General features: G+C 70.4%; 30 protein-coding genes. 21 read left to right on the plus strand and 9 right to left on the minus strand.

The window, feature by feature from the left end; all coding sequences use genetic code 11:
- Positions 1-82 precede the first annotated feature (82 nt).
- Both J8M51_RS40650 and J8M51_RS40655 read right to left on the minus strand, forming a co-directional pair.
- Entirely contained in the window at positions 83-283 is a 201-nt protein-coding gene (locus tag J8M51_RS40650; RefSeq protein ID WP_267299953.1) for a hypothetical protein, read from the minus strand.
- A gap of 82 nt (positions 284-365) precedes the next feature.
- Positions 366-1,496, minus strand: a complete 1,131-nt coding sequence (locus tag J8M51_RS40655; RefSeq protein ID WP_267299954.1) for a S1C family serine protease — start codon at positions 1,494-1,496, stop codon at positions 366-368.
- Positions 1,497-1,789: 293 nt separating this feature from the next.
- On the opposite strand from J8M51_RS40655, the gene J8M51_RS40660 reads away from it, so the two are divergent.
- Positions 1,790-2,140 (plus strand): hypothetical protein, encoded by a 351-nt coding sequence (locus tag J8M51_RS40660; protein WP_256966275.1) that lies wholly within the window; start codon positions 1,790-1,792, stop codon positions 2,138-2,140.
- Positions 2,141-2,262: 122 nt separating this feature from the next.
- Here the strand turns inward: J8M51_RS40660 and J8M51_RS40665 are convergent, their stop codons facing one another.
- On the minus strand, positions 2,263-3,285 hold the full coding sequence (locus J8M51_RS40665) for a LacI family DNA-binding transcriptional regulator (RefSeq protein WP_086763201.1): 1,023 nt from the start codon (positions 3,283-3,285) through the stop codon (positions 2,263-2,265).
- A gap of 94 nt (positions 3,286-3,379) precedes the next feature.
- Complete coding sequence (locus J8M51_RS40670) at positions 3,380-4,168, minus strand: winged helix-turn-helix transcriptional regulator (RefSeq protein WP_086763199.1); 789 nt, start codon at positions 4,166-4,168, stop codon at positions 3,380-3,382.
- A 159-nt stretch (positions 4,169-4,327) separates the two neighbouring features.
- Here J8M51_RS40670 and J8M51_RS40675 point away from each other — a divergent pair, with 159 nt between their 5' ends.
- The 7 genes from J8M51_RS40675 (at position 4,328) to J8M51_RS40705 (ending at position 9,836) form a co-directional block, all read left to right on the plus strand.
- Entirely contained in the window at positions 4,328-5,287 is a 960-nt protein-coding gene (locus J8M51_RS40675; protein ID WP_179203481.1) for an alpha/beta hydrolase, read from the plus strand.
- 72 nt (positions 5,288-5,359) lie between these two features.
- A complete protein-coding gene (locus tag J8M51_RS40680) occupies positions 5,360-5,614 on the plus strand; it encodes a MoaD/ThiS family protein (RefSeq protein ID WP_086763195.1) in 255 nt (84 codons plus the stop codon).
- A 10-nt stretch (positions 5,615-5,624) separates the two neighbouring features.
- The gene (locus J8M51_RS40685; RefSeq protein ID WP_267299955.1) at positions 5,625-6,824 is read left to right on the plus strand and encodes a hypothetical protein; all 1,200 of its coding nucleotides are present in this window, start codon (positions 5,625-5,627) and stop codon (positions 6,822-6,824) included.
- A 301-nt stretch (positions 6,825-7,125) separates the two neighbouring features.
- Entirely contained in the window at positions 7,126-7,860 is a 735-nt protein-coding gene (locus tag J8M51_RS40690) for an LmeA family phospholipid-binding protein (protein WP_216591474.1), read from the plus strand.
- Positions 7,861-8,288: 428 nt separating this feature from the next.
- Entirely contained in the window at positions 8,289-9,128 is an 840-nt protein-coding gene (locus J8M51_RS40695) for a sulfurtransferase (RefSeq protein WP_086752963.1), read from the plus strand.
- A gap of 66 nt (positions 9,129-9,194) precedes the next feature.
- A complete protein-coding gene (locus J8M51_RS40700) occupies positions 9,195-9,482 on the plus strand; it encodes a DUF1416 domain-containing protein (RefSeq protein ID WP_004986406.1) in 288 nt (95 codons plus the stop codon).
- A gap of 90 nt (positions 9,483-9,572) precedes the next feature.
- Entirely contained in the window at positions 9,573-9,836 is a 264-nt protein-coding gene (locus J8M51_RS40705) for a DUF3099 domain-containing protein (RefSeq protein ID WP_086752961.1), read from the plus strand.
- A gap of 216 nt (positions 9,837-10,052) precedes the next feature.
- Here J8M51_RS40705 and J8M51_RS40710 read toward each other — a convergent pair whose 3' ends face one another.
- Positions 10,053-10,415, minus strand: coding sequence for a DsrE family protein (locus J8M51_RS40710; protein ID WP_059084269.1), 363 nt, complete (start codon positions 10,413-10,415; stop codon positions 10,053-10,055).
- A 174-nt stretch (positions 10,416-10,589) separates the two neighbouring features.
- Here J8M51_RS40710 and J8M51_RS40715 point away from each other — a divergent pair, with 174 nt between their 5' ends.
- The 6 genes from J8M51_RS40715 (at position 10,590) to ygfZ (ending at position 15,408) form a co-directional block, all read left to right on the plus strand.
- Positions 10,590-11,297, plus strand: coding sequence for a hypothetical protein (locus tag J8M51_RS40715; protein ID WP_256964067.1), 708 nt, complete (start codon positions 10,590-10,592; stop codon positions 11,295-11,297).
- Complete coding sequence (locus tag J8M51_RS40720; RefSeq protein ID WP_256964066.1) at positions 11,294-12,157, plus strand: hypothetical protein; 864 nt, start codon at positions 11,294-11,296, stop codon at positions 12,155-12,157. The genes J8M51_RS40715 and J8M51_RS40720 overlap by 4 nt, the downstream gene beginning before the upstream one ends.
- Positions 12,154-13,080: a hypothetical protein gene (locus J8M51_RS40725; protein WP_256964065.1), complete on the plus strand. Its 927-nt coding sequence runs from the start codon at positions 12,154-12,156 to the stop codon at positions 13,078-13,080. The genes J8M51_RS40720 and J8M51_RS40725 overlap by 4 nt, the downstream gene beginning before the upstream one ends.
- Positions 13,081-13,329: 249 nt before the next feature.
- Complete coding sequence (locus J8M51_RS40730) at positions 13,330-13,905, plus strand: FABP family protein (RefSeq protein WP_086752957.1); 576 nt, start codon at positions 13,330-13,332, stop codon at positions 13,903-13,905.
- 15 nt (positions 13,906-13,920) lie between these two features.
- Complete coding sequence (locus J8M51_RS40735; protein ID WP_086752955.1) at positions 13,921-14,433, plus strand: Fur family transcriptional regulator; 513 nt, start codon at positions 13,921-13,923, stop codon at positions 14,431-14,433.
- A 9-nt stretch (positions 14,434-14,442) separates the two neighbouring features.
- A complete protein-coding gene (gene ygfZ / locus J8M51_RS40740; protein WP_086752953.1) occupies positions 14,443-15,408 on the plus strand; it encodes a CAF17-like 4Fe-4S cluster assembly/insertion protein YgfZ in 966 nt (321 codons plus the stop codon).
- Positions 15,409-15,466: 58 nt separating this feature from the next.
- On the opposite strand, the gene dtd is transcribed toward ygfZ, so the two are convergent.
- Entirely contained in the window at positions 15,467-15,892 is a 426-nt protein-coding gene (gene dtd / locus J8M51_RS40745) for a D-aminoacyl-tRNA deacylase (protein WP_086752974.1), read from the minus strand.
- 215 nt (positions 15,893-16,107) lie between these two features.
- On the opposite strand from dtd, the gene J8M51_RS40750 reads away from it, so the two are divergent.
- The 3 genes from J8M51_RS40750 to J8M51_RS40760 all read left to right on the plus strand — a co-directional run bounded on the left by J8M51_RS40750 (position 16,108) and on the right by J8M51_RS40760 (position 19,524).
- Positions 16,108-16,749, plus strand: a complete 642-nt coding sequence (locus J8M51_RS40750; RefSeq protein ID WP_086752951.1) for an RsiG family protein — start codon at positions 16,108-16,110, stop codon at positions 16,747-16,749.
- A gap of 259 nt (positions 16,750-17,008) precedes the next feature.
- Positions 17,009-18,274, plus strand: a complete 1,266-nt coding sequence (locus J8M51_RS40755; RefSeq protein WP_267299956.1) for a GNAT family N-acetyltransferase — start codon at positions 17,009-17,011, stop codon at positions 18,272-18,274.
- 395 nt (positions 18,275-18,669) lie between these two features.
- The gene (locus J8M51_RS40760; protein WP_086758289.1) at positions 18,670-19,524 is read left to right on the plus strand and encodes a winged helix-turn-helix domain-containing protein; all 855 of its coding nucleotides are present in this window, start codon (positions 18,670-18,672) and stop codon (positions 19,522-19,524) included.
- A gap of 60 nt (positions 19,525-19,584) precedes the next feature.
- Here the strand turns inward: J8M51_RS40760 and J8M51_RS40765 are convergent, their stop codons facing one another.
- On the minus strand, positions 19,585-19,776 hold the full coding sequence (locus J8M51_RS40765; protein ID WP_086758291.1) for a hypothetical protein: 192 nt from the start codon (positions 19,774-19,776) through the stop codon (positions 19,585-19,587).
- Between the two features lie 165 nt (positions 19,777-19,941).
- On the opposite strand from J8M51_RS40765, the gene J8M51_RS40770 reads away from it, so the two are divergent.
- Together J8M51_RS40770 and J8M51_RS40775 are read left to right on the plus strand one after the other, a co-directional pair.
- Positions 19,942-20,832 (plus strand): GntR family transcriptional regulator, encoded by an 891-nt coding sequence (locus J8M51_RS40770; RefSeq protein WP_086758293.1) that lies wholly within the window; start codon positions 19,942-19,944, stop codon positions 20,830-20,832.
- A complete protein-coding gene (locus J8M51_RS40775) occupies positions 20,781-21,635 on the plus strand; it encodes an HAD family hydrolase (RefSeq protein WP_086758294.1) in 855 nt (284 codons plus the stop codon). Before J8M51_RS40770 ends, J8M51_RS40775 begins: the two co-directional genes overlap by 52 nt.
- Positions 21,636-21,658: 23 nt before the next feature.
- On the opposite strand, the gene J8M51_RS40780 is transcribed toward J8M51_RS40775, so the two are convergent.
- A complete protein-coding gene (locus J8M51_RS40780; RefSeq protein ID WP_086758296.1) occupies positions 21,659-21,841 on the minus strand; it encodes a hypothetical protein in 183 nt (60 codons plus the stop codon).
- Between the two features lie 194 nt (positions 21,842-22,035).
- Between J8M51_RS40780 and J8M51_RS40785 the strand changes: the two genes are divergently transcribed.
- Complete coding sequence (locus J8M51_RS40785) at positions 22,036-22,923, plus strand: GntR family transcriptional regulator (protein WP_256965387.1); 888 nt, start codon at positions 22,036-22,038, stop codon at positions 22,921-22,923.
- Positions 22,924-23,001: 78 nt separating this feature from the next.
- Here J8M51_RS40785 and J8M51_RS40790 read toward each other — a convergent pair whose 3' ends face one another.
- Positions 23,002-23,775: an HAD family hydrolase gene (locus J8M51_RS40790; RefSeq protein ID WP_086758299.1), complete on the minus strand. Its 774-nt coding sequence runs from the start codon at positions 23,773-23,775 to the stop codon at positions 23,002-23,004.
- A 246-nt stretch (positions 23,776-24,021) separates the two neighbouring features.
- Between J8M51_RS40790 and J8M51_RS40795 the strand changes: the two genes are divergently transcribed.
- Positions 24,022-25,092, plus strand: a complete 1,071-nt coding sequence (locus J8M51_RS40795; RefSeq protein ID WP_086758300.1) for an aminoglycoside phosphotransferase family protein — start codon at positions 24,022-24,024, stop codon at positions 25,090-25,092.
- The last annotated feature ends 338 nt before the right edge of the window (positions 25,093-25,430 follow it).

The raw sequence follows: 25,430 nt of genomic DNA on the forward strand, positions 1-25,430 counted from the left end.
GGTTCCCCGCGCCCCTGACGGGGCGCGCGCGGTTTCGCCCTAGCCTTGCACGTCCCCTGGCCGCGCAGTAGTCCGTACCGGATCAGCCGCGCACCGTACGCCGACGCGGCCGGGCCGCCGTCGCGCGGCGGATGGTGGCACCGGTGGTCGCCAGTTCGGGGGCCCGGGTCACCGCCGGGTGCAGCTCGGCCGCCACCGCCAGGGCGAGGCCCAGCCCGGCCGGGTCGCCGGCCGTGGCGACGGTGTGCGAGATCTGCGGAATCTGTGCGATCTGCCTGTTCATGTCGGACTCCTCGGACTCAGCGGGACGGGAGGGGACTTGCTGGAGGGTCGGATCTCGGGTCTCGGGTCTCGGGTCTCGGACCTCAGTCCGAGCCGCCCGCGCGCAGCGTGCTCAGGTCGGCCTTGACCGTGTTGATCGGGATGGCGAAGCCGAGGCCGACGCTGCCGGCGCTGGACGAGGAGGCGTCCGCGGCGGAGTACATCGCGGAGTTGATGCCGATGATGTTGCCGTTCATGTCGATCAGGGCGCCGCCGGAGTTGCCCGGGTTCAGCGAGGCGTCCGTCTGGAGCGCCTTGTACGTCGTCGTCGAGGAGCCCGTGTCGCCGTTGAACTGCTGCCCGCCGAACTCGAACGGCCACTGGCCGTTGCCGCCGCCCTGCTGTTGCTGCTGCTGTCCCTGGCTCTCGTCCGTCGAGACCGTGACATCACGGTTGAGCGCGGAGACGATGCCGCTGGTCACCGTGCCGGTCAGGCCCTCGGGGGAGCCGATCGCCACGACCTGGTCGCCGACCTTGACGCCGGCCGAGTCGCCGAGGGTGGCGGCCTTCAGCCCGGAGGCGTCCCGCAGCTTGATGAGGGCGAGGTCCTTCTTGCTGTCGGTGCCGACGACCTCGGCCGTGTAGGACTTTCCGTTGCTCGTCGTCACCTTGATCTGGGAGGCGCCGGCGATGACGTGGTTGTTGGTGACGATCTCGCCGTCGCTGGTGATGATCACACCGGAGCCGGTGGCCTCGCCCGCGTTCGAGCTGGCGCTGATCTCCACGATGCTCGGGCTGACCGCCGTGGCGACCCCGGAGACCGTGCCCTTCTGGCTGGTCGGCACCACGCTGGTGCTGGTGGAGCTGGAGGCCACGGTGTCCGTACCGGTCAGCTCCTGGATGCCGTACGCCGTCCCGCCGCCGATCGCCGCCGCGACGAACGCCACGGCCGCCAGCAGCGCGATCGGCCCCCGGGTACGCCTTCTCGACGCGTGCGGCTGGGCCACCGGCTCGGTGAGCAGCGCGGTCGGAGCGCCTTGTGCCGAGGCCGCCGCCGGGCCCGTGGAGGGGTTGTACGCGGGCGGGGGCGGCCACTCCGGGTTCACCGGGGCGGGGGTCTGCTGCCGGAGGTACGCGGGCTGCTGCTGGGTACCGCCCTCGGCGTACCCGGGGTGCTGCTGCTGACCCTGGTAAGGGTTCTCGTACTCGCCGCTGCGGCGGAAGCTCTCGGTCATGACTCAGAGCCTGCCGCCCGACCATGAGACGTTCCTGAGTGCTCCCTGAGAACCCCACCAGAACCTCGTTCGCCCCATATAAAGACCGCACGGCGACATAAAGACCGCACGGCGACGCCGACGGCGCGCGAGACCGGGCGGAAGCACTGGGAGACTTCCTCATGACTTCATCACGGGCCATGGGACGGCTCACTTCGTGCGTCGCGGCGGCGTCGATCCTCCTGATCAGCGGCTGTACGTCGGCAGACAGCTCTGGGGCGGCGGAATCCGCGCCGTCGACACCGTCGGCGAAGGTGAGTCCTGATGGTCCACCGGACGACAAGCTCATCGAACAGGCCCAGGCCGCACTCGCCGCAGCCCACAGCGGAACCATGGTCGAGGCCGGGGTGGAACGGGTGGCGGACGGCATTCACGCCGAACCGCTCCTGGAGGCGGACAGGACGTACCGCTTCCAGCTGGTCTGCGTCGGCGGCGGCAACGTGAGGGTGGTGTTCAGGCCCGAGAACGCCGGGCGGAAGGCCACGGTGCCCTGCGACGGAGCGGTCGCTCAGCAGCGACTCACCGGGAGCGAGCCTCTCCGTATCGATGTCGATGGCGGCGCAGGAGCGACCGGAACGGTCGCCTGGCAGATCGACACCGACTGAGAAGTACGCGGCTCCGCCGCGTGGGCGCGACGAGCCACGGCGAACCCGCGGCTCACCACGCGCCCCAAGCCCCTACGGCGCTCCCCGCAACCCCCGCGGAGCGACTCGCGACCCCCGCGGAGCTACTCGCACCCGCACGACCGCCGGGCCACCAGCGTCGACGGGAACAGCTTCACCCGCTCGCGCCGGGACCCGGCCACCCGGATCCCGTCGTCCAGCACCAGGTCCACCGCGGCCCGGGCCATACCCGTACGGTCCGTCGCGACCGTCGTCAGCGGCGGATCCGTCAGCGCCGCCTCCTTGACGTCGTCGAACCCGGCCACCGCCAGCTCGCCCGGCACCTCGATCCGCAGCTCGCGCGCGGCCCGCAGCACCCCGATCGCCTGGTCGTCCGTGGAGCAGAAGATCGCCGGCGGCCGGGACGGACCCGCCAGCAGCTTCAGGGCCACCTGGTACGCGTCGTACCGGTTGTACGGAGCCTCGAAGAGCCGGCCCTCGGTGGAGATCCCCGCCTCGTCCAGCGCGCGCCGCCAGCCCTCGACGTGGTCGGAGACGGGGTCGCCGACCAGCGGGGTCTCGGCTATGCCGCCCATACAGGCGACGTACTCGTAGCCGTGCGAGAGGAGGTGCTCCACGGCGGTCCGGGCGCCCCCGAGGTCGTCGGTCACCACGGCCACGTCGTCGATCGCCTCGGGCCGTTCGTGCAGCAGCACGACCCGCGCGTCCCAGGCCTCTATCTCGGCGGCGGCGTTGTCACTGAGGGCGTGGCTGACCAGGATCAGGCCGGAGACGCGCATCCCGAGGAACGCCCGCAGATAGTGGACCTCGCGCTCGGCGATGTAGTCGCTGTTCCCGACGAGGACCATCTTGCCGCGCTCGGCGGCGGCCTGTTCGACCGCGTGGGCCATCTCGCCGAAGAACGGCTGGCGCGCGTCCGGGACGATCAGGCCTATCAGCTCGGTGCGCCGCGAGGCCATCGCCTGGGCGACGCGGTCGGGCCGGTACCCCAGTTCCTTGATGGCGGCGAGGACACGCTCGCGCGTGGCCGGGGCGACCGGCCGGGGTCCGTTGTTGATGACGTAGCTGACGACGGCGGTCGACGTACCCGCCAGTCTTGCCACGTCATCCCGAGTCACCTTGGCCACGCGCGGAGTCTACGCGGATAAAACGCCCCTGGGCAGGGCGTACGCCGCCCCGCCTGTGAGTTGCCTGTGCGCGGCCCCGGCGGCGGGGCCGCCACTACGCCTCGGCCGCGATCTCGACGGGCGCCAGGGACGCCGTCTCGTCCGCATCCGCCGCCTTTGAGGAGGAGACGGGGGCCGGCTTGCCCTTCGCGTCGTCACCGGCGCGCTCCGCCTTCTCGGGCGTAACGAATCGATAACCGACGTTCCGGACGGTCCCGATCAGCGACTCGTGCTCGGGTCCGAGCTTGGCGCGCAGCCGCCGTACGTGGACGTCGACCGTCCGCGTACCGCCGAAGTAGTCGTAGCCCCAGACCTCCTGCAGCAGCTGGGCGCGGGTGAAGACGCGGCCCGGGTGCTGGGCGAGGTATTTGAGGAGCTCGAACTCCTTGAAGGTGAGGTCGAGGACGCGGCCCTTGAGCTTGGCGCTGTAGGTCGCCTCGTCCACCGAGAGGTCGCCGTTGCGGATCTCCATCGGGGAGTCGTCGTTGACGATCTGCTGCCTGCCCATGGCCAGCCGCAGCCGGGCCTCGACCTCGGCCGGTCCGGCGGTGTCGAGGAGGACGTCGTCGATGCCCCAGTCCGCGGTGACGGCGGCGAGACCGCCCTCGGTCACGACGAGGATGAGGGGGCAGCCGGGTCCGGTGGAGCGGAGCAGCTGGCAGAGGCTGCGGACCTGCGGGAGGTCACGGCGCCCGTCGATCAGGATGACGTCCGCGCCGGGGGTGTCGACGAGGGCGGGGCCCTCCGCCGGGGCCACGCGCACGTTGTGCAGCAGCAGCCCGAGGGCGGGAAGCACCTCCGTGGACGGCTGGAGGGCGTTGGTCAGGAGCAGCAGAGAACTCATACGTCTGGTTCCTCCTCGGTCCCTGCGAGGACGTGGGCGGCGCAGGCTGTATATCCGCGGTCACCTGGCGTTTCCCACTCGTATACAACTCTTGCCCGAAAGCACAAAAGGACCCGGGGGCGACCTTGCCCGAGTCCTCTGTCCAGCAGAATAGCCCACATGAGTGCTGGTCCGGCAGGTGATGTGATGCGATCTTTCGGTATTCCGAACTCTGAGACGGCCCACGGAGCCCTTTCGACACCACCCGCAACCCCTTTGCGCAGGTTTCTGCGCACTGACGACGGGGTGAATATCGAGGCCGTATACGATCCGAAAGCCGTTGTATACAACGTGGTCGGCGGCGCTTCGGGCGACACAGGGACGCCACCCCGCGGCCACCTCGCGGTCGTCGTCGCACACGGCTTCACGGGTGACGCCGACCGTCCACATGTTCGGAGGGTGGTGGAGGCGTTCTCCCGGTACGGGGCCGTCGTCACCTTCTCGTTCCGCGGTCACGGAAGATCCGGCGGCCACTCCACGGTCGGCGACCGCGAGGTGCTCGATCTCGCGGCGGCGGTCCGCTGGGCCCGGGAACTCGGCCATGAGCGCGTCGTCACGGTCGGCTTCTCCATGGGCGGCTCGGTCGTCCTGCGCCACGCGGCGCTGCCGGACGTCGGCACGGACGCCGGTACGGACGCCAGCGCGGATACCGGTACGGACGCCGTCGTCTCCGTCAGCGCCCCGGCCCGCTGGTACTACCGGGGCACGGCCCCCATGCGCCGCGTCCACTGGCTCATCACCCGCCCCGAGGGCCGTCTCGTCGGCCGCTACGGTCTGCGCACCCGTATCCACCACCGCGACTGGAACCCCGTCCCCCTCTCCCCGGTGGAATCCGTCCCCCTCATCGCGCCGACCCCGCTCCTGATAGTCCACGGCGACCGGGACGGCTATTTCCCGCTCGACCACCCCGAGATGCTGGCGGCAGCGGCGGGCGACAACGGGGAACTCTGGCTGGAGCGGGGCATGGGCCACGCGGAGAACGCGGCGAGCGGGGAATTGCTGGACCGGATCGGTGAGTGGATCGAGGAGCGGATCGAGGAGCGGGCGGAGAAGAACGCGGCCCGTCCGCCCGCCCCGTAGGGTCGGCGGTTTCCCCACCGTCCGGACCGCCCCGTAGCCTGACCCCGTCACGACTAATACAGAGGAACGCAGATGCCAAAGGGCACCGTCCGCTACTGGGCCGCGGCGAAGGCCGCCGCCGGCATCGCCGAGGAGCCCTACGACGCGGCCACCCTCGCGGACGCCCTGACCGCGGCCCGCGACCGACACCCCGGCGAACTCGACCGCGTACTGCGGCGATGCTCGTTCCTCGTCGACGGGAACCCGGTGGGCACCCGTGCGCATGAGACGGTACGTCTGGCCGAGGGCGGCACGGTCGAGGTGCTCCCGCCGTTCGCAGGAGGGTGACCCCCACAACATGAGCAACCAGCCGCCGTACGGGTACGAGGGCCACCCGGGCTACGACGCGTACCAGCAGCCCCAACCGCAGCCGGAGCCGCCGCAGCAGCAGTGGCAGGGGTACGACGAGAGCCAGGCCGCCCACGCCCAGCAGTACACCCAGCAGTGGGAGGGCCAGACCTGGGACACCCAGGTCCACCCCCAGACCCCGCCGGCCGCCAGCCTCACGGAGACGGCGTACCTGCCCCCGCAGACGGACGCGCCGCACGGGCCGTACGCCCAGAGCGGCCAGTACGCCCAGGGCGGCCAGGACAGCCCGTACGGCCAGTACGCCCCCCAGGGCCAGCCTCAGGCCCAGGTCCAGCCCCAGCCCCAGCAAGCGCATCCTCAGGCGCCCGCGCCGGAGCCCGCCCCGGCGGGCGGTTCCGGTTACGGTCCGCCCACGCTCACCGGCAACGCCCGGGTCACCGACGCCCAGCGGGCGCGGGCCGAGGGGCGGTCGCCGATCATCGAGCCCGGGATGCAGCCGGCGCTGATCACCGCCGTACTGGGGCTGCTGCTGGCCGGTGCCGCGGCGCTCGGTGAGTACGCGCTCGCCGTGCCCCTGGTGGTCCTCCAGGCGGTGACCGCGGCGGGCTGGTTCCGGCTGAACGGCATGTGGCCGGCTCGGCAGGGCATCGTGCTGGCCTTCGCGGGCGCCCTCGCGGCGGACGTGGCCCTCTTCACGGCCGGCCGGGAGCACGCGCCCGCCGCGATCCTCGGCACGCTCGGGGTGTGGGTGCTGCTCGGCATCGTCCTCGGTCTGCGCAGCCACGCCGACCCGGACGAGCGGATGTACGGGCTGATGGCGACCGTGGCCTCGTCGGCGCTGGCGATCATCGCGACCGGGTATCTGGCGGCGGTGGCGGACGCGGTGACCGTGGGCGGGGCGGCGGTGGCGGTCGCCGTCCTGGCGCGCGCCCTGCCGCTGCCCACGGCGGCCTCGGTGATCGTGTCCCTGCTGGCCGCGACCGGGGCGGGGATCGCCGCCGGCGGTGCGACCGGGCTCGGGACGTCCGGTGCGCTTCTCGGTGCCGTCGCGGCGCTCTGCGCGCTCATCGGCCACCGGGTCGCCAGCTACGACTACCCGTCCCGCTTCGTCCACTTCACCGCGGGGGTGGCGCTGCCGCTGACGGCTGCGGCGCCGGCGGTGTATCTGCTGGGGCGGGCGTTGGTCTGACGAGGGGGTTCGTGGTCGGGTGCGGGTCCGGTGGGGCTTCTCGCGCAGTTCCCCGCGCCCCTGAAAAAGCCGGGCTGCGCCCCAGCTTTTTCGGGGCGAGAAGCACGGGGCGCAGCCCCTGCTTCTCAGGGGCGCGGGGAACTGCGCGACCAGCCCCCACCCACCCGCACCCGACAACACACCCCTGTCACAGCTGATCAACAAGCCGCACGAACCCGCCCCACCCCCGCCCCCACCCGATTACTCTCGCGTAGATACGGACACCGGCTGTCGAGCGGACTACGTGGGGAACCCGGAAACCATGCGCGCACTGCGAATACTTGTCATCGTCGCCGTGATCCTGGGCGGCCTCTTCGTGATCGCGGACCGCGTGGCCGTCGGCTTCGCCGAGGACGAGGCCGCGCAGCAGCTGAAGACCAGCGAGGGCCTCACCACCACCCCCGAGGTCTCCATCAAGGGCTTCCCGTTCCTCACCCAGGTCGCCGGCGGCGAACTGGACGACGTGGAGGTCGGCATCGCGGACTTCGAGGCCGGCACCGGCAAGGCCGACGAGAGCATCCGCATCGCCGATCTGAAGGCGAACATGCGCGGCGTCAGCTTCTCCAGCGACTACAGCTCCGCGACGGCCACCAGCGCCACCGGCACCGCGACGATCTCGTACAACGAACTCCTCAAGGCCGCCAAGTCGGAGCCCACGGACGTCGGCCTCGGGTTCACGGCCCGTGTCGTCGGTCTCTCCGACGGGGGCAAGGGCAAGATCAAGGTCAATGTGGAGATCGACCCGCCGGCCCTCGACCCGCAGACCGTCTCCGTCCTCAGCACCGTCAGCGTGAAGGACGACAAGGTCGAGGTGCAGGCGGACTCCCTGCCCTCCCTGGGCGGCGCCGACCTCGCCGAGGGCGTCGTCCGTTCGATCACCGACTTCCAGCAGGCCATCGACGACCTCCCCGGCGGCATCAAGCTCGACAAGGTCGAGGCCGCGCCGGACGGCGTGGAGATCACGGTCAAGGGTTCGAACGTCAGGCTGGCGGGGTAGGACGACGGGCGGCGCACCGCCCCGCCCGGTGTCCGAAGGGCGAGACAGGGCCGTCCGCACCGCAGATGTGACGACGGCTACAGCGGCCCGGCGGCCCAGTCCCCGCCGCTCCGAGGGCGTTCGCATCCCACATTCCGGACGATCGCGTCTCAGAATACGACATGCCGGTGACACGCCCGCCTGTCCGTCCCTACGATCGATCCCTATGAAGCGACAGGCGGATCTCACGAAGCGGCGGGCAGTAGACCTGTGCCGCGTCGCCGCCATGCTCTGTCGCACTTTCTGAGCGAGCGGCGGACCAGCACCGCCGCCGCGTCCCCCGATGCCTGCCCTGTTCGAGCCAGGGCCCATCCCTGCGCGCCCCGGCCGAACAGCCGGAGGCACCCGCGAACCCGCCCCCGCCGTAACTGCCCCGGAGGAGAACGAGCATGAGCCGCAGCGACGTCCTGGTAGACGCCGACTGGGTCGAGGCCAACCTCGACGACGCGAACATCGCCATCGTCGAGGTCGACGAGGACACGACCGCGTACGAGAAGAACCACATCAAGAACGCGATCCGGATCGACTGGACGAAGGACCTCCAGGACCCGGTCCGCCGTGACTTCGTCGACCAGGAGGGCTTCGAGAAGCTCCTGTCGGCCAAGGGCATCGGCAACGACACCCTCGTCGTCCTGTACGGCGGCAACAACAACTGGTTCGCGTCGTACGCCTACTGGTACTTCAAGCTGTACGGCCACGAGAACGTCAAGCTGCTCGACGGTGGCCGCAAGAAGTGGGAGCTGGACGCCCGCGAGCTGACCGACGAGGTGCCGGCCCGCCCCGCGACCGAGTACAAGGCGAAGCCGCAGAACACCGCGATCCGTGCCTTCCGCGACGACGTCGTGGCGGCCATCGGCGCGCAGAACCTGGTCGACGTCCGGTCGCCCGACGAGTTCTCCGGCAAGCTGCTCGCCCCGGCCCACCTGCCGCAGGAGCAGTCGCAGCGTCCGGGCCACGTCCCGTCCGCCCGCAACATCCCGTGGTCGAAGAACGCCAACGACGACGGCACCTTCAAGTCGGACGACGAGCTGAAGGAGCTCTACGCCGACGAGCAGGTCGACCTGGCGAAGGACACCATCGCCTACTGCCGCATCGGTGAGCGTTCCGCGCTCACCTGGTTCGTCCTGCACGAGCTGCTCGGCGTGGAGAACGTCAAGAACTACGACGGCTCCTGGACCGAGTACGGCAGCCTCGTCGGCGTCCCGATCGAGCTGGGCGCCAACAAGTAAGACCCCCAAGTCCGACCCGACCGGCCTTCCTTCCGGTCAGACCCCTATCTGAATCTGGAGAAAGACATGTGTGGAGCGAAGGCCGGCGGCCCCGACGCCTCGACGATCAAGCCCGGTGAGACCACGATCCAGGGTCAGGTGACCCGCGACGGCGAGCCGGTGACGGGCTACGTCCGTCTGCTGGACTCGACCGGCGAGTTCACGGCGGAGGTCCCGACCTCCGCGACGGGCCAGTTCCGCTTCTACGCGGCCGAGGGCACCTGGACCGTCCGCGCGCTGGTCCCCGGCGGCACCGCCGACCGTACCGTCGTCGCCCAGCAGGGCGGCCTCGCGGAGGTCGCGATCGCCGTCTGAGACGGCCTCGTCGGACCACGTCGAACGGCCGAGGGCCGCACTCCCACCCGGAGTGCGGCCCTCCGCCGTACGCGGACCTACCCTGGAGTCATGTACGCCCGCCGGCGCCACACCTACTTCGCCATGATGGGCACCTGCCTCGCCCTCTTCGTCCTGGCCTGGGGCGTCGTACGGCTCTGGTCGGTCCCGGTCGCGGTCGGCATGTGCGTGATCGCCATGCTGATCCCCCCGCTCGCCGCCGTCGTCGCCAACCGCCGAGGCCCCGACGACCGCTGGTGGGACGACCCCTCCGGCGACCCGAAGTCCGACGAGTGGTGGGACGAACTGGACGGCAAGCGGCGCCCGCCGAGGTAAGGGGCGGGGCGGGCCTGTGCTTTCTCGCCTCCGCCCCCGGGCAGGTTGTGTTCGCCTGCGGGCCGGTGGGGGCTGGTCGCGCAGTTCCCCGCGCCCCCAGAAACGCAGGCCCTGCGTGCCTGAAAAGAACCCGGGCGCAGCCCGGACTTCTCAGGGGCGCGGGGAACTGCGCGAGCAACCACACACGACCCGCACTCGCCCACGTGCCTCACACGCTCAGTAGACGAGCGCCTGCGCGTCGTCCGCCAGGGCCTCCTGGACGAACACCTGGGCGCCGGCGATCCGTACGCCCTCGATGACGTCCTTCTCCGTGATGTCCCGGCGGGCCGCGCACTGGGTGCACAGGGTGAGCCGGCCGCCGGCGAGGACCGAGTCGAGGAGGTCGGGGAGCGGGGCCGCGTGCGGGAGTTCGAACTCGGCGGCCCGGCCCGGCAGCGCGAACCACGCGGACTCGCCCGTCAGCCACAGCGACACCTCGACGCCGCTGGCCACGGCCACCGCCGCCACCGTGAAGGCCTGCGAGCACCGCTCGGGGGCGTCCGCCCCCGCCGTCACCTTGATCACGAGCTTCTTCGCCATGGCCGCATGCTAGTCCGAATCGTGATCATCCTCGGCGCAACCCCGTACGCGGTCCATGGGTCTCCTGTGCGCGCGGTCGCGGAGTCCGCGCCACGAGTTCTGTGGGGGAGTGCCTTGGAAGTGCCGGAAAGACCCGAAGGGGAGCCCGCGGAGCCGGTGGAGCCCGCGGCCCGCGTGCCGCGTCGGGGACGGGGGGTCCTCTTCGTCGCCGCGGCGGCGGTCCTGGGGGTGATCGCCGGAACCTGCGCCGGCTACCTCGTCCAGGCCGACCGGGAGCCCACCGCGCTGCCCCCGCTCTCCCAGCCGGTGATGGACCGGGCCGGGGGCAAGGGACCCGAGCCGCTCTCCGCCGTCCGGGACCGCAAGGTGAGGACGGACGGCGATCTGCGCCGGCTGCTGCTGAAGAAGCCCGTGGGCGCCAAGAAGGCCGAGTGGCTGGAGGGCACCGACGGCTGGCTGGGCATGGCCGCCTACGCCGACGACTTCACCGACCCGGGCGAGAAGTTCGGCGACCTCGTCAACGACGAGTTCCGTCGGGCCGCCGTCGTCGGCTGGGAGGCCGGCGGCTCGTACAGAGTGGAGATCCGGCTGGTCCAGTTCCGGCAGCACAACAGCCTGGCCGCCGTCGACTCCAGCAACAACCACCAGAGCTGGGCGGAGGAGAAGCCGGACACCGACAGCTGGGGCATCCCCGGCACGGGCGACGGCACGGCGTACGTCCACTCCCGGCCGCACACCGAGCCCGGCTACGAGCCGGTGTACAGCGCCGAGGCGCACGCCTGGCGCGGAGACGTCGCGATGGAGATCTGGATCTACGGCGGCAGGCCGGTCCCCAAGAAAACGATCATGGACCTGGCCCGGCGGCAGATGGAGCGGTTGTGAGCGCGGACGAGACGACGGAACAGGAGAGGCCGGAACAGGAGAGGCCGGAGGGGACGGACGCCGTGCCGGCGGTGCCGGATACCGCACGGTCCGCTCCGCTGAGGCGTGTCGCGGCCGTCGCCGGGTCCGTGGTGCTCGCCGGGGCCCTGGTCGCGGGCGTGGGCTTCACGGTCGTGACCGTACGGGGCGCGGACCGTGACGCGGGGGCCGCCACCTGGAAGTTCCCCGAAGCCGCGGCCGAGGCCGAGGCCGAGACGGGGGCCGGGGCGAAGAAGGCGGCGGCGCAGCCGGGACTCGCCGCGCTGCTGGTCCCGTACGGCGCCGACACCTGGGTCCAGGGGCCGGACCTCGCGGAGTTCGGCTCCGACGCGGAGTTCAGCGGCGCCCAGGCCACCGCCCTGCGCAAGGAGTCCCTGAGCGGGCTGCCCCGGGCGCAGCGCAAGCGGCTGGAGAAGCAGATCGACCGGCAGCGCATCAAGGGCATGGCGATGCGCAGCTACTTCAGCGGGGCTTCGTTCGGCTGGCGGAGCGACGAGGGCATCTCCTCGGTGAGCATCACGCTCGCCCGGATGGAGAACAGGACCGCAGTACGGGACGGTTCGACGTTCCAGAACGAGTTCCTCGCCTCCCTGGACGTCTTCCGCGACGGCCCGAAGATCAAGGGCCACGACGACGCGAAGTGCTTCCTCTCGCCCAAGGGCACCGACAAGGACCTGGACGGGATGTTCTGCTCCGCCTACGCCGGCGACGTCCTCGTCACCCTCACCGCGAGCGCGGCGAAACCCCTCGACAAGCGGGCGGTGGCCGAACTCCTGCGCACCCAGCTCGACCGTGTCGCCGGACAGGGGGTGGCCGTATGAGCGAGCAGTCACGCACCACGGAGGAGGCCGTGCCGGAGACGTACGAGGCCGCGCCGGAGACGGCCGACGCCCCGGCCCCGGCCCCGGCGTCGGCGTCGGCGTCGGACGTCGCGGAACCCTCGGAACCCTCGGTGCCCGCGCCGCCGCAGGTCCCGCCCCGCCGCGACCGCCGCGCCCTGCGGGCCGTCCTGCGGTGGACCGCCGCCGTCGCCGTCTTCGCCTCGGTGGGGACGGCCACGGCGTACGGGATCGCCGGGACGGAGCGTACGGACGTACCCGGACTGGCCACCGAGTCGGACGGGCGCTGGGTCTTCCCCCGGCTCGTCCGGCCCCCGCTGCCGTCCGGAAGCCCGGAACCCTTCGCCGAGGACAACCCGGCCGGCGCCCATCACGCCGATCTGCGCGCGCTGCTCCTGCCCGCGCCCGAGGGGGCGAAGGAGGACAGGGCGCTGCGTGGCTCGGACGGCTGGCTGCCGGTGAAGGAGTACCTGGCGGAGTTCGAGCCGGAGGACCGCGGGGAGCTGCGGCAGAAGCTCGTCGACACCGGTCTGCGGCACATCGCCGCCCGCGGCTGGACCACCCCGGACGGCACCCGGACCCGGGTCTATCTGCTCCGGTTCGGCACGGCGAACGTCGTGGAGACCGAGCTGGCGGTCCACGCCCTGGCACACGTCAGCCCGACCTACCGGGTGCGCGGCGCGGGCGAGGTCGTCTACGACGAGGACTTCCCGGAGGCGGCAGCCGTACCGGAGATCTCCCGGACCGCCTACGCCGAGGCGAAGCCGTACGGAGCCGAGCAGGTCCGCCAGGCCTATCTCTCGGCGGGGGACGTGTACGCGGTGATCCTGCAGTCGCGCGAGTCGGGGGCGCGGGCGGTCCCGTTCCGGCAGACCGTGGTGCTGCAGAGCCAGCTGCTCGGCTGACGTCCGCCCGCCCGCCGGGCGGGTAGGGCCGACCTCACGCCGGACCCCGGGCCCCAGCCGCGTAAGCTGGGGCCCGGCCCCGTGCAGTACCGACCCTCCGCTCATCCGAGGAGCACCCCGTGATCATCTTCTTCGAGACCCTGCTGGTCCTGGTCGCCGTCGGCGTGCTCGCCTTCGCCGGGCTGACCGTGAAGAAGCTGTACCAGGGCCAGCGCTGACCCACGTCGAGGACATCCAGGAACGCCACTCATGATCGAGATCCCGTCCGACCTGCACAAGGACCTCGTCCCCCTCGCCTTTCTGCTCGGCGACTGGGCGGGCGCGGGCGTCCACGACTTCCCCGGTGCCGAGAAGTGCAACTTCGGCCAGGAGGTCACCTTCTCCCACGACGGCCGGGACTTCCTGGAGTACCACTCCCACACCTGGGTCCTGGACAACGACGGCAACAAGGTCCGTCCGCTGGAGACCGAGTCCGGGTTCTGGCGCATCGACGCCGGCCGCAAGGTCGAGATCGTCATGACCCGTGACGACGGCGTCGTCGAGGTCTGGTACGGCGAGCTGGCCAAGCAGAAGCCGCAGATCGACGTGGTCACGGACGCGGTGGCGAGGACGGCGGCCTCGGGGCCGTACAGCGGCGGCAAGCGCCTGTACGGCTACGTCCACAGCGACCTGATGTGGGTCGGCGAGAAGTCCACCCCCGACGTCGAGCTGCGCCCGTACATGTCCGCGCACCTCAAGAAGGTCGTCACCCCCGAGGACGTCGAGCGCTGGGCCAAGGCCCTGCCGGACGACATGCCGGACGACGGCATCGCGTTCTTCAAGTAGTTCTAGACTCGTGGTGTGGTGAGCACCGACTGGAAGAGCGATCTCAGGCAGCGCGGCTACCGGCTGACGCCGCAGCGGCAACTCGTGCTCGAAGCCGTGGACACCCTTGAGCACGCGAGCCCCGACGACATCCTCGTGGAAGTGCGGAAGACGGCGTCGGGGGTCAACATCTCGACGGTCTACCGGACCCTGGAGCTGCTGGAGGAGCTGGGGCTGGTCAGCCACGCCCACCTCGGGCACGGGGCGCCGACGTACCACCTGGCCGACCGGCACCACCACATCCACCTCGTCTGCCGGGACTGCACGAACGTGATCGAGGCGGATGTGTCGGTGGCGGCGGACTTCACGGCCAAGCTGCGCGAGACCTTCGGCTTCGACACGGACATGAAGCACTTCGCGATCTTCGGCCGCTGCGAGGACTGCTCCCGCAGGAACGCCGATGACGTCGAGGACGCCGAGAAGGCCCGGAGCGGCGAGGATGCCGGGAGTGCCGGGAGCGCGCTGAAGAGTTCAACTACCGAGTCGTAGGCTTGGCGTATGAAGAGCCCTCTGCTGTCCCTGCCCGGTGCCGTCCCCGCGGAGGGGGTGGACGAAGGGGTCGCCGCGCACTACGGCGACCTGTTCCGTGAACAGCGCGCCCTCGCCGACGGCACGGGCTTCGTCGATCTCTCCCACCGGGGCGTCGTCGCCGTCTCCGGCGAGGACCGGCTCAGCTGGCTGCATCTGCTGCTCACCCAGCACGTCAGCGAGCTGCCCACCGGCGAGGCCACCGAGGCGCTGATCCTCTCCGCCAACGGCCATATCGAGCACGCGCTGTACCTGGTCGACGACGGCACGACCGTCTGGGCCCATGTCGAGCCCGACACCCAGGAGGCGCTGCTCGCCTACCTGGAGTCGATGAAGTTCTTCTACCGGGTCGAAGCGGCCGACCGGACGGCCGAGTTCGCGGTCGTGCATCTGCCCGCCGGTTCGATCGCCGAGGTCCCGGAGGGCGTCGTCGTCCGCGAGACGCCGTACGGCCGTGATCTGTTCCTGCCGCGGACCGACCTGGAGGCGTACGCGGAGAAGGCGGGCCCCGCGGCGGGTCTCCTCGCGTACGAGGCGCTGCGTGTCGAGCACCACCGGCCGCGGCTCGGCTTCGAGACCGACCACCGCACCATCCCGCACGAGCTGGGCTGGATCGGTACGGCGGTGCATCTGCAGAAGGGCTGCTACCGGGGGCAGGAGACCGTCGCCCGGGTGCAGAACCTGGGCAAGCCGCCGCGCCGGCTGGTCTTCCTGCACCTCGACGGCAGTGAGGTGCACCTTCCGCCGCGCGGTGCGGAGATCCGTCTCGCGGAGGACGGACCGGAGGGGCGCAAGCTCGGGTTCATCACCACGTCCGTGCGCCACCATGAGCTGGGGCCGGTGGCGTTGGCCCTGGTCAAGCGGAATCTTCCGGTGGACGCGCGGCTGATGGCCGATACGACGGCGGCGGCGCAGGAGGTCGTGGTCGAGCCGTAGGCCGTAGCCGTGGCTGTAGCCGGGGGTGGGTGCGGGGGCGGGTGCGCGGGCGTGGGGCTCACATCTCCAGCAGCACTGTGAACGGGCCGTCGTTGGTCAGGGAGACGCGCATCGACGCGCCGAAGCGGCCCGTGGCCACCGTCGCCCCCAGTGAGCGCAGCTGGGCGACGACCTCCTCCACCAGGGGCTCGGCGACATCGCCGGGGGCCGCCGCGTTCCAGGTGGGCCGGCGGCCCTTGCGGGCGTCGCCGTACAGCGTGAACTGGCTGATCACCAGCAGGGGCGCGTCGATGTCACTGCACGACTTCTCGTCGTGCAGCATCCGCACGGACCACAGCTTGCGCGCCAGCTGCGCCGCCTTCTCCTTGGTGTCGTCGTGCGTCACCCCCACCAGGACGCACAGACCCTCGCCCTCGATCGCCCCGACCGTCTCACCGTCCACGACGACGCTCGCGCCGTCGACCCTCTGCACCACCGCACGCATGACGACCATCATGCCGCCGACGTCCATCGGCCGTACCCGAGGGGTACCTCTTACGGGGGGTTTGTGATCACGGGGGTTTGAAGAGCGCTTTGCCCGGTCTTTCTCATTGATCCATTACCGCCCATCTGGGGTGGATCGGGGGGACTCGGTCACAAAGTGGCTACCGGGAGTGGCACCATGCTCACACACACCGGTCGAGGGGACGGTTGAGGCGCATGAGCACATCGAGTACCGGGCAGCCCCCGGGGACTGCGACGTTTGACCGTACGACCCCGGGGCCCGGCCCCGGCGTCCGCCGGCCACCGGTCCAGCGCACGGACAGCGGACCACTGCCGCAGCCGGACCAGGCCGAGCACGATCTGTCCCGGCTGCGGCTGCCCGAACTGCGCACCCTGCGCCGGGACGCCCAGCGGGACGAGGCCGACCTCAGTTATCTGCGGCGGCTCCTCCAGGGCCGGATCGACATCCTGCGCGCCGAACTGGCCCGCCGGGGCGGTGCGGCGGACTCCGGTGCCCCGGGCTCGGGCGAGCCCTCGGCGCTGGTGGACCGGCTCTCGGCGATCCTCACGGACGCCCCGGCCCGGCACCGTTCCTCGGCCCGGCACGTCACCGTGGGCACCCCGCACGGGGAGGAGCACCGCCGGCTGGCCGCGGAGATGCTGGACGAGGTCGAGCTCTCCGACCTCGAAGCCCGCACCGACGACGAACTCACCGCCGGGCTCGCCCGTCTCGTCCACCACGAGCAGCAGATCTCCGGGCGCCGCCAGCACCTGCAGCGCACCGCCGACGACTGCAGCGCGGAGATCGCTCGCCGCTACCGGGAGGGTGAGGCGCAGGTGGACGATCTGTTGATGTAGGGACGGGGTTCGTGGTCGGGTGCGGGTCCGGTGGGGCTTCTCGCGCAGTTCCCCGCGCCCCTGAGAGGCAGGGGCTGCGCCCGCTGCTTCTCAGGGGCGCCGCCGGTCACCTCTCAGGGCCGGGGGCCCGGATCTCTTAGGGGCGTGGGGAACTGCGCGACCGGCCCCCACCCACCCGCACCCGACGACGAACCCCTGCCGCGCCCCACAGGGGCGAAAACCCCGAGACACGCCGCAGGCACCCCCCTAGCGTGACCTCATGAGCTCCTCCCACGACATAGCCGTCCGCCCGGTCACCGAGGACGAGATCCCGGCCTGGCTCACCGCCCTGAACACCGGCTTCCTCCGCGCTCCGGAGACCCTGACCGCCGAGGAGCTCAAGGACCGCTCGTCCCACATCGACCCGTCCCGCACCCTCGCCGCGTTCGACCCCACCACCCCCACGAACCACGTCGTGGCGACGTTCCGCTCGTTCCCCCAGGAGCTGACGACGGTCGGCGGCCGCTCCGTCCCCGCCGACGCCATCTCGAACGTCACGGTCAGCCCCACCCACCGCCGCCGCGGCATCCTCACCCGGATGATGGCCCACGACCTCACCGCCGCGAAGGACCGCGGCGACGTCGTCGCCACCCTGATCGCCGCTGAGTACCCCATCTACGGCCGCTACGGCTTCGGTCCCGCCACCTGGACCACCGAGTGGACCGTCGACGTACCCCGCAGCGGCCTGGACCCCCGCTGGTCCGGCCCGGCGGACGGGGGCCGGATCGACCTCGTCGACGGCGCGACCGTACGCGCCCTCGGCCCCGCCCTCCACGAGCGTCTGCGCGCCGCGCAACCCGGCGCGGTGAGCCGCGACGAGCGCTGGTGGCGGGTCAACACCGGTGATCTGCGCCTCTACGGCTCCTGGACCGAGCCGTTCTACGCGCTGTACCGCTCGGCGGCCGGTGAGATCGAGGGCCTGGTCTCCTACGAGGCGGACGACACCTGGCAGATGAAGCAGCCGCAGAACACGGCCGAGGTCAACTGGCTGATCGCGACCACCCCCGTCGCCGAGCGCGCCCTGTGGCACTACCTCTGCTCGGTCGACTGGATCACCAAGGTCAAGTCGGGCTGGCGGGCCCCCGACGATCTCCTCCCGCACTTCTTCCCCGACCCGCGCGCCGTGAGCGTCACCACCCAGGCGGACTGGCTGTGGGTGCGCGTCCTGGACGTCGTACGGGCGCTGGAGGCCCGGACGTACGCGGGGACGGGCGTGCTGGTGCTGGAGGTCGTGGACAGGGACGGCTTCGCGGCCGGGCGCTATCGGCTGGACGCGGGCCCGGACGGGGCGAGTTGCGCGCCGACGAGCGCGGACGGCGATCTCGTGCTGGAGGCGGCGGACCTGGCGACGCTGTGGCTGGGCGACGAGTCGGCCGTACGGCTCGCCGCGCTCGGCCGGGTGCGGGAACAGCGGAAGGGCGCCGCCTCACTGGCCGACGCCCTGCTGCGGACGTCCAGGCGCCCTTGGTGCCCGGACCTCTTCTGAGACCTTTCGTGGTGTGGACAGGTATCCGTAGCTGTTCAGTTGTGGTTGTGGCTGCGCATTCAGTTGTGGCTGAACCATTCAGTTGTGACGGTGCGGACCGGTCGAACTCCCGGCTCCCCTCCGGAAGGGAGGTCGAACGGTCGGTCTGTGGGCCGGACAGGCTGTGGGGCAGTCCGGCAGTTGCCAGTGTCACCAACCGGCAGCATGTTTGACCATGTTGCGAAAGTTGGTGACCAACTCCACCTTACTTATCTCCGCTTGGACTCGTCTCATAACCACCTTCCCACGAACTGCCCAAAGATGGCGAGAAGTTGTAGTGTTTGTGCGTGGAGCGGGAACGCACGGCCGCCGACGGGCGGAAGTCGTCACAGCGGCCCCAGAGGTCACATCACGAGGTGGCCGACGTGTTGCGCGGCCGGATCAGGTCCGGCGAGCTGCGACCTGGGCAGCGCATGCCCACCCAGGCGAAGCTGGCCGACGAGTTCGGCGTGGAGCGCGGGGCCGTACGCCAGGCCTTGCGCATCCTGCAGTCGGAGCACCTGCTCACCAACGTTTCCAAGGGCAGCCCGGCGACGGTCGCCACACGCCTGGGAGCGGCGGCCGTGGGCGGTCCGGAGGCGGCGCCGCGACCCACGATGGTGGAACTGGCCCCGCGCATCTCCGCCGCCTTCGCGGCCCCGCATGTGAAGATCGACGCCCTCTGTCTGACCTCCGTGTCCCTCACGCTCGCCGTGGGTGAGCCGTTGCGCGAGATTCACGCGGGGCGCATAAAACCGGCCAGGGTCGACGTCCGGGTGATGCTGCCCAGCCGTGACATCCCGCTGGCCTTCCCGACCCTGGTCGACACCCTGGACGACGCCTCGGCCGACGGCCGGGTGCAGCGCCGCTGGCTCGCCCAGCGCAACGCGCAGGGGCAGGTGCTCAAGCACAACCTGCTGGCGCTGCGCTCCACGCACGGCGTGGAGGTCCATGTCTCCTTCCGGGCGCTGCCCTTCACCCCGCCCGTGAAGCTGTATCTGCTCAACGGCCGGGAGGCGCTGTTCGCCTACTACACGGTCCAGCGGAGGGAGGCCGAGGTGGACAGTGAGCAGCTGGAGATGTACGACGCCGAGGGCACCCAGTCCACGCTGTTCGCGTTCGAGCGGAGCACGGTCGCCGCGCCGCGGGACACCACGTTCGTGGAGCAGTCGGGGCTGTGGTTCAACGCGCTGTGGGAGACGATCAGTTCGGACCTGCTGCTGACCAGCTGACCGCTGTTCACCAGCTGACCGCCGTTCACCAGCTGGTGGCTGTTCGCCGGCTGTCGGCCGTCACATCGCCGGGCCGGCGAACATCAGGGCGAGGATGACCGCGCCGATCGAGCTGCACGTGTGGTTGTTCGCCTTCAGCCCGACGGTGAGGAACAGCAGGCCGACGATTCCCATGGTGCCGTAGCGCCACTCGACGAATCGCTGGAGGGCGACGACGGCGAGGGCGGAGACGAGGGCGAGGACAGCGGGCATGGTGGTACCTCCTCCGAGGGGCCGGGCGGCTGGGGCCGATGCGGGGTGGAACTTTCGCCAACTTCGCCAAGTTGGCAACCAACTTCGTTTAAATGGTTCCCTCTTGGTCTATGTTCATAACCACCTTTCCGTGAACTCCCCAAAGATGGGTGAGAGTTGTAGCGTTTGGTCGTGACTCAGGAGAACGTTGCAGTGAACGGCAGCAGAAAGCTCTCGGCCCAGGAGATCGCGGCGACCCTGCGGGACCGCATCCGCGGCGGCGACCTCAGGCCCGGCGAGCGCCTGCCCACCCAGGCCGAGCTGGCGGAGGAGTTCGGCGTGGAGCGCGGCACGGTCCGGCAGGCGCTGCGCGCGCTGCAGGAGGACGGGCTGCTGAGCAACGTGAGCAAGGGGAGTCCGCCCCGGGTCGCCGAGGCCGGGCACACCGCGGGCCATGAGCCGCAGCCGACGATGGTGGGCCTCGGCCCCCGCCTCGCCGAGGCCTTCTCCGCGCCGCACGTCCGCGTCGACGCGGCCTGCCTCACCGCCGAGACCCTGATGCTGGCCCTGGGCGAACCGGTCCGCCGTATCCATGAGGGAACGATCCGCCCGGAGTCCATCGACGTCCGTATCCTGCTCCCCTCCCGGAAGATCAACCTGGCGTTCCCGGTCCCGGTGGAGGCGCGCGGCGAGGACGACGCGGAGGACCCGGTCCACAAGCGCTGGCTCGACCAGCGCAACGCCCAGATCCGCGTCCTGCGCCACAACCTGCTGGCCCTGCGCACCTCCCACCAGCTCGACGTCCGGGTGACCTTCCGTGCCCTCCCGTTCACCCCGCCCGTGAAGCTCTACCTCCTCAACGGCCAGGAGGCGCTGATCGCGTACTACATGCTCATGAAGCGCGAGGAGCAGATGGAGAACGGCCCGCTGCAGATGTACGACGCCTTCGGCACCCAGTCCCTCCTCTTCTCCTTCGAGAAGGAGACCGGCCCCCGCGACGCCGCCTTCGTGGATCAGTCCCAGCAATGGTTCAACGCCCTCTGGGAAACCATCACTACGGACCTGACACTCTCCTAGTGACTTCTGATACGGCTGACACGGCGCGGACTGAACGGGCGGAACGGGCGGCGGCATTGAACGCGGGGACGGGGACCGGGGACGCGGCCGGCGACGAGACCGGCGACGAGGCCGGGCGTGTGCGGGAGCTGGTCGCCCACGCGCGGTACGTGCTCTGGGACTTCGACGGGCCGGTGTGCAGCCTGTTCTCCGGGCACTCCGCGGAGCAGGTGGCGACGGACCTGGTGCGGTGGCTGGAGGGGCGGGGACTGCGCGGCCTGGTCACCGAGGAGGAGCGGAAGTCCCTGGACCCGCATGTGGTGCTGCGCGCCGTCGACGCCCGCCACCCGGGCAGCGACCTGGTCACGGAGCTGGAGGAACGGCTGACCAAGGAGGAACTGCGCGCCACGTCCTCGGCGATGCCGACCGCGTACGCCGACCCGCTCATCCGCACCTGGAGCGCGATGGGCGTCCGGCTGGCCGTCGCCACGAACAACGCGCCGGTGGTGGTCCGTCAGTACCTCACCGGCCGCGGTCTCCTCTCGTGCTTCGCCCCGCACATCTACGGCCGCACCCAGAATCTGCACCTCCTCAAGCCGCACCCGTACTGCCTCAGCCGCGGTCTGAGCGCGATGGGGGCCGCCCCCACCGACGCCCTGATGATCGGCGACACGCCCTCCGACTTCCACGCCGCGAAGAGCGCCGGCGTCCCGTTCCTCGGCTACGCGCGCAATGAGGACAAGGAAAAGCTGCTACGGGACGCTGGGGCCACCTCGACGGTGAGATCGCTGCTGCCCGTCCTGAGGGCGCTGAGCGCGAGCTGAGCGCTGAGCGCCGCTCGGGGCTGTTATGCCTGGACCATCAGCAGGAGGAAGATCACCGCTCCCGTGTACACGCAGGCCGAGTCGCGTGCCCGGACGCCCGCGCCGAGAAGGAACAGACACACCACACCGAGAGCGCCGTAGCGCGAGGTGAACAACTGGTCCACGCACAACGCGAGGACGGCTAACAGCAGTTGCGGAACGATCATGACTCCCCCAGATCCGCCTGTCGGCGACCACGTACTGATGGCCGATCAACTTGCAGTCCAATTGGACTGGTTGACTTGCTAGGGAGATGCCCTGGTCGACTGATCTCTTAACTGGTCAGATGGTTGAGCGGACCACTGGACTGAAATTGACTGAAAATGGCATGCCTGACGGAGTCGCGCGGTACGGTCGAGAGGTGAGTGACAGTGCGGCCGGTGAAAGCGGCGGCCGGGCCTTCCAGCGCGTCGCGGAGCGGCTGCGGGCGCGGCTGACCGACGGCGCCTATCCGGTGAACTCGTTGCTGCCGTCCCAGCGCGACCTCGCCGAGGAGTTCAGCGTGTCCCGGGACACGGTCCAGCGGGTGCTGCGCGAGCTGGTCAGCGAGGGCTGGATCGTCTCGCGGCAGGGCAGCGGGTCCCGGGTGGTCAGGGGGCAGCGCATCCACTCACCCACCAGCAGCCTGCAGCCGGACCGGATGGTCACCCTGCGCCCCCTGATAGACCACGCCTTCGAACAGCCCGAGGTCACGCTCGATGTGTTCACGCTGACCTCCGAGTCCCTGGACACCCATGTCCGTCTGCAGGCGGAGCGGATCCGGCAGGGCGAGATCACCCCGCAGCGCATCACCGTGCGCATGCTGCTGCCCGCCGAGTCGCTGGAGCCCCCGTACTGGAGGACCGGGCGTCCCGCCGACGACGAACTGCTGCGCCACCGCTACCTGGCCATCTCCGGCCGGCACACCGCGTCCGTACGGTCGGTGCTGCGCAATCTGGAGGCGGAGGGGCTGGTCGCCTCGGTGCGGGTGCTGATCCGGTACGGCGCGCTGATGCCGCACCACAAGCTCTACCTGCTCAACGGCGTCGAGGCGGTCTCCGGCCCCTACAAGCCCTACCGACGCTCCATCGTGCTCGACGACGGCCGTGAGATCGAAGGGGCCCTCGACGTGGTGGGCCTGGGCGCCGGACTCACCCACCACGTGAAGGACCCGAACGATCCGCATGCTCCGGGGACGGTGTTCGTGGAGAGCATGCGGGAATGGTTCGAGGCGGTCTGGGAGTTGCTGACCGGCCGGGTTCCTGACTGAGCGGGGCCTCTGGCCGGTGGACGTGAAGGGACGGCCGCCTGCCGGAGGGCTCGCCCGAGCGGCGCTCGCGAAGGTGCCTCATCTGGTGGCGGGGGAGAGCCTTCTCTCCGGCAGGGCGCGGCCGTCGAGCAGTCGCTCGGCGGCCGAGATGACCGGGGCGTACGAGGAGACCACGGCGGCGGCGCCGCCTTCGGTCATCTGCCGGGCCCGGGAGGCGTCCTGGGTGAAGCCCAGGAAGGCGACCCCGGCCGACCGGGCCGCCATGAGATCGGTCAACTGGTCGCCGATCAGCAGGCAGTCGGGAGCCTTCAGGGACAGCGCCTTGAGCGCGCGGTGCACACAGTCCGGGTGCGGCTTCATGAGCCCCGCGTTCTTCGGATCCCGGCCGCACACCTTCCTGAACTTCCCCTTCAGCTCAGAGCGCTTGAGATAGCTCCTGATCGGGCCCTCGGCGTTGTTGCTCACCATGACAGGCCGGATCGTCAGCTTTGTCAGCAGGTCCACGAGGGTGACGACGCCCGGGGTCTCCCGCGCGGACCGGACGGCCGCGCGCTCCTGGGCGGCGACGGTGCGCTCGGCCAGGCGGAGCGGGCGCCGACGCGGCGTCGGGGCCGAGCTGTCGTACATGGTCCACAGGTGCCGGAGGATGCCGTGCGAGTCGTCGCACTCCGCGACATCCGGGTCGAGCACGGGCCAGTACCGCAGGGCGTCCTGTTTGATCTTCTCCGCCACTCCCGCGGTGGACGCACCGTGGAAGAGATCGCAGACGGGGCCGTCGAAGTCGAAGAGCACCGCTCGGGCGCCGGTGAGCAGGCGCACCACGGTTTCCTGGTCGTCCATCGTGTCGGTCATGGGCCTCCTTGCCGTCCCGGCTCTGCCTACCCCCGGGGGTCTCGCGGTATCCCGACGGGCGTCCGCCTGCGAACGATTGAGGCCAAGGGGAAGTGCGGCACGGAGCGGGGCGCATGCCAGTTCGGGCGGGCCGGGCCGGGGTGCCTCCCCCAATGGCCGCGTTCGTCGTCGGCGGGCGTCACAGGTGGAGTAACGTGCCTCATCCCTTACAGGAGTGGCACCACCGGAACAGGCAGAACCCAGCGAATGACTCCTCCACTGGTTTCCGAGGCGAGGCGCATCGCCGCCGAACTGGGCGGTGACTCCGGTGTGGTCAAGGGCCCGCTCCAGGGGTACCACCACGAGACGTACGTCCTGTGTCTGCCGGGTGACAGCCGGGTCGTCAAGGTCCGGGAACCGCGTGCGGAGATCCTGTGGTTCGACCGCCGGTGTTTCCTGTCGGAGGAGCAGCTGCTGCGTGCCCTGCGCGGACGGATCAGCCGGGTCCCCGACATCGTCGACGTCGAGGGGATGGGTTTCCAGGGTTTCATCGAAGGCCGGACCGTCGGCCGGCACCTGTGGCGGGGCGGTCGCGTCCCCGACGCCGTCTTCGACCAGATCCTCGGACTCTTCCGGGAGTTGACGAGGATCGCCCCGGAGGCCCTGCCGGTGGCACGGCGCTGCGGGGACGAGGACCGGCCCGCGGACGGCGACTGTGACGGCTTTCTCGACCGCCTGATCGCCTTCTGCGAAGAGCAGGTCTTCGAGCGGAACCACGACCGCTCCGGCACGCTCTTCGGTGAACTCGGCCTGGAGGGCGAATCGTTCACTCGGCTGCGAAAGAACGTTTCCGGTTTGCGGGAACGCGCTTTCTGCCTTCTTCACGGGGACATCCATCGGAACAACCTGATCGTCGATCCCGAAGGCCGACTCTGGACGATCGACTGGGAGTTGGCGATGTTCGGCGATCCGTTGTACGACCTCGCCACCCACCTCCATCTGATGGGATATCCGGCGGATCAGGAACGTCGGATGGCCCGTGCCTGGTGCGAGGTCGTCGAGCAGACCTGGGCCGGCAGTTCACGCGGGTGGGAAGAGGATCTTCGCAAGCTTCTCGACTTCAAGAAAGCGCAGTCCGTGTTCACGGATGTGGTGCGGGTGTCGGAGTCGTTGCTGGTGCGCGACGGTACGGGGTTCGACTGGGCGGCACTGCCCTGGGCCGCGCGGAAGTTGCAGAAGGTGCTCGTGGGCGGCGCGGCTGCGCTGGTGCTGGACCGGGTGCCGAGCCATCCGCAGATCATGGGGGCGCTGGTGCGGTGGCATCGTGCGCAGGGGTGAACTCGCCCGAGAGTGAATGTATTTGACAGTGTGGCGCAGTAAGTTGTCTTTGAGTCCTGGGATTTCTGTGCACCGGGTGATCAATGAGTTTCGTCGCTCAAGATCGCCCAGGTGTTGCTCAATTTCAAGAGTTCAAGAGTTCAAGTTCAACGGAGCAGCCAGTGGGTGTCGTCCCCGCACCTCGTTCCATCCGTTCGGTCAGTTCCATCCGCTCAGTCGATTCCATCCGTTCGGTCGGTTCCGCTCGCGAAGTTCCCCCGGTCGTCGCCGATTTCCTCAAGGACGCACAGCCCGTCGGTGAAGTGGGCGAGGGGTATCACAACAGGAACATTCCCGTT

The sequence above is a fragment of the Streptomyces griseiscabiei genome, from assembly GCF_020010925.1.
Taxonomy (GTDB): Bacteria; Actinomycetota; Actinomycetes; order Streptomycetales; family Streptomycetaceae; genus Streptomyces; species Streptomyces griseiscabiei.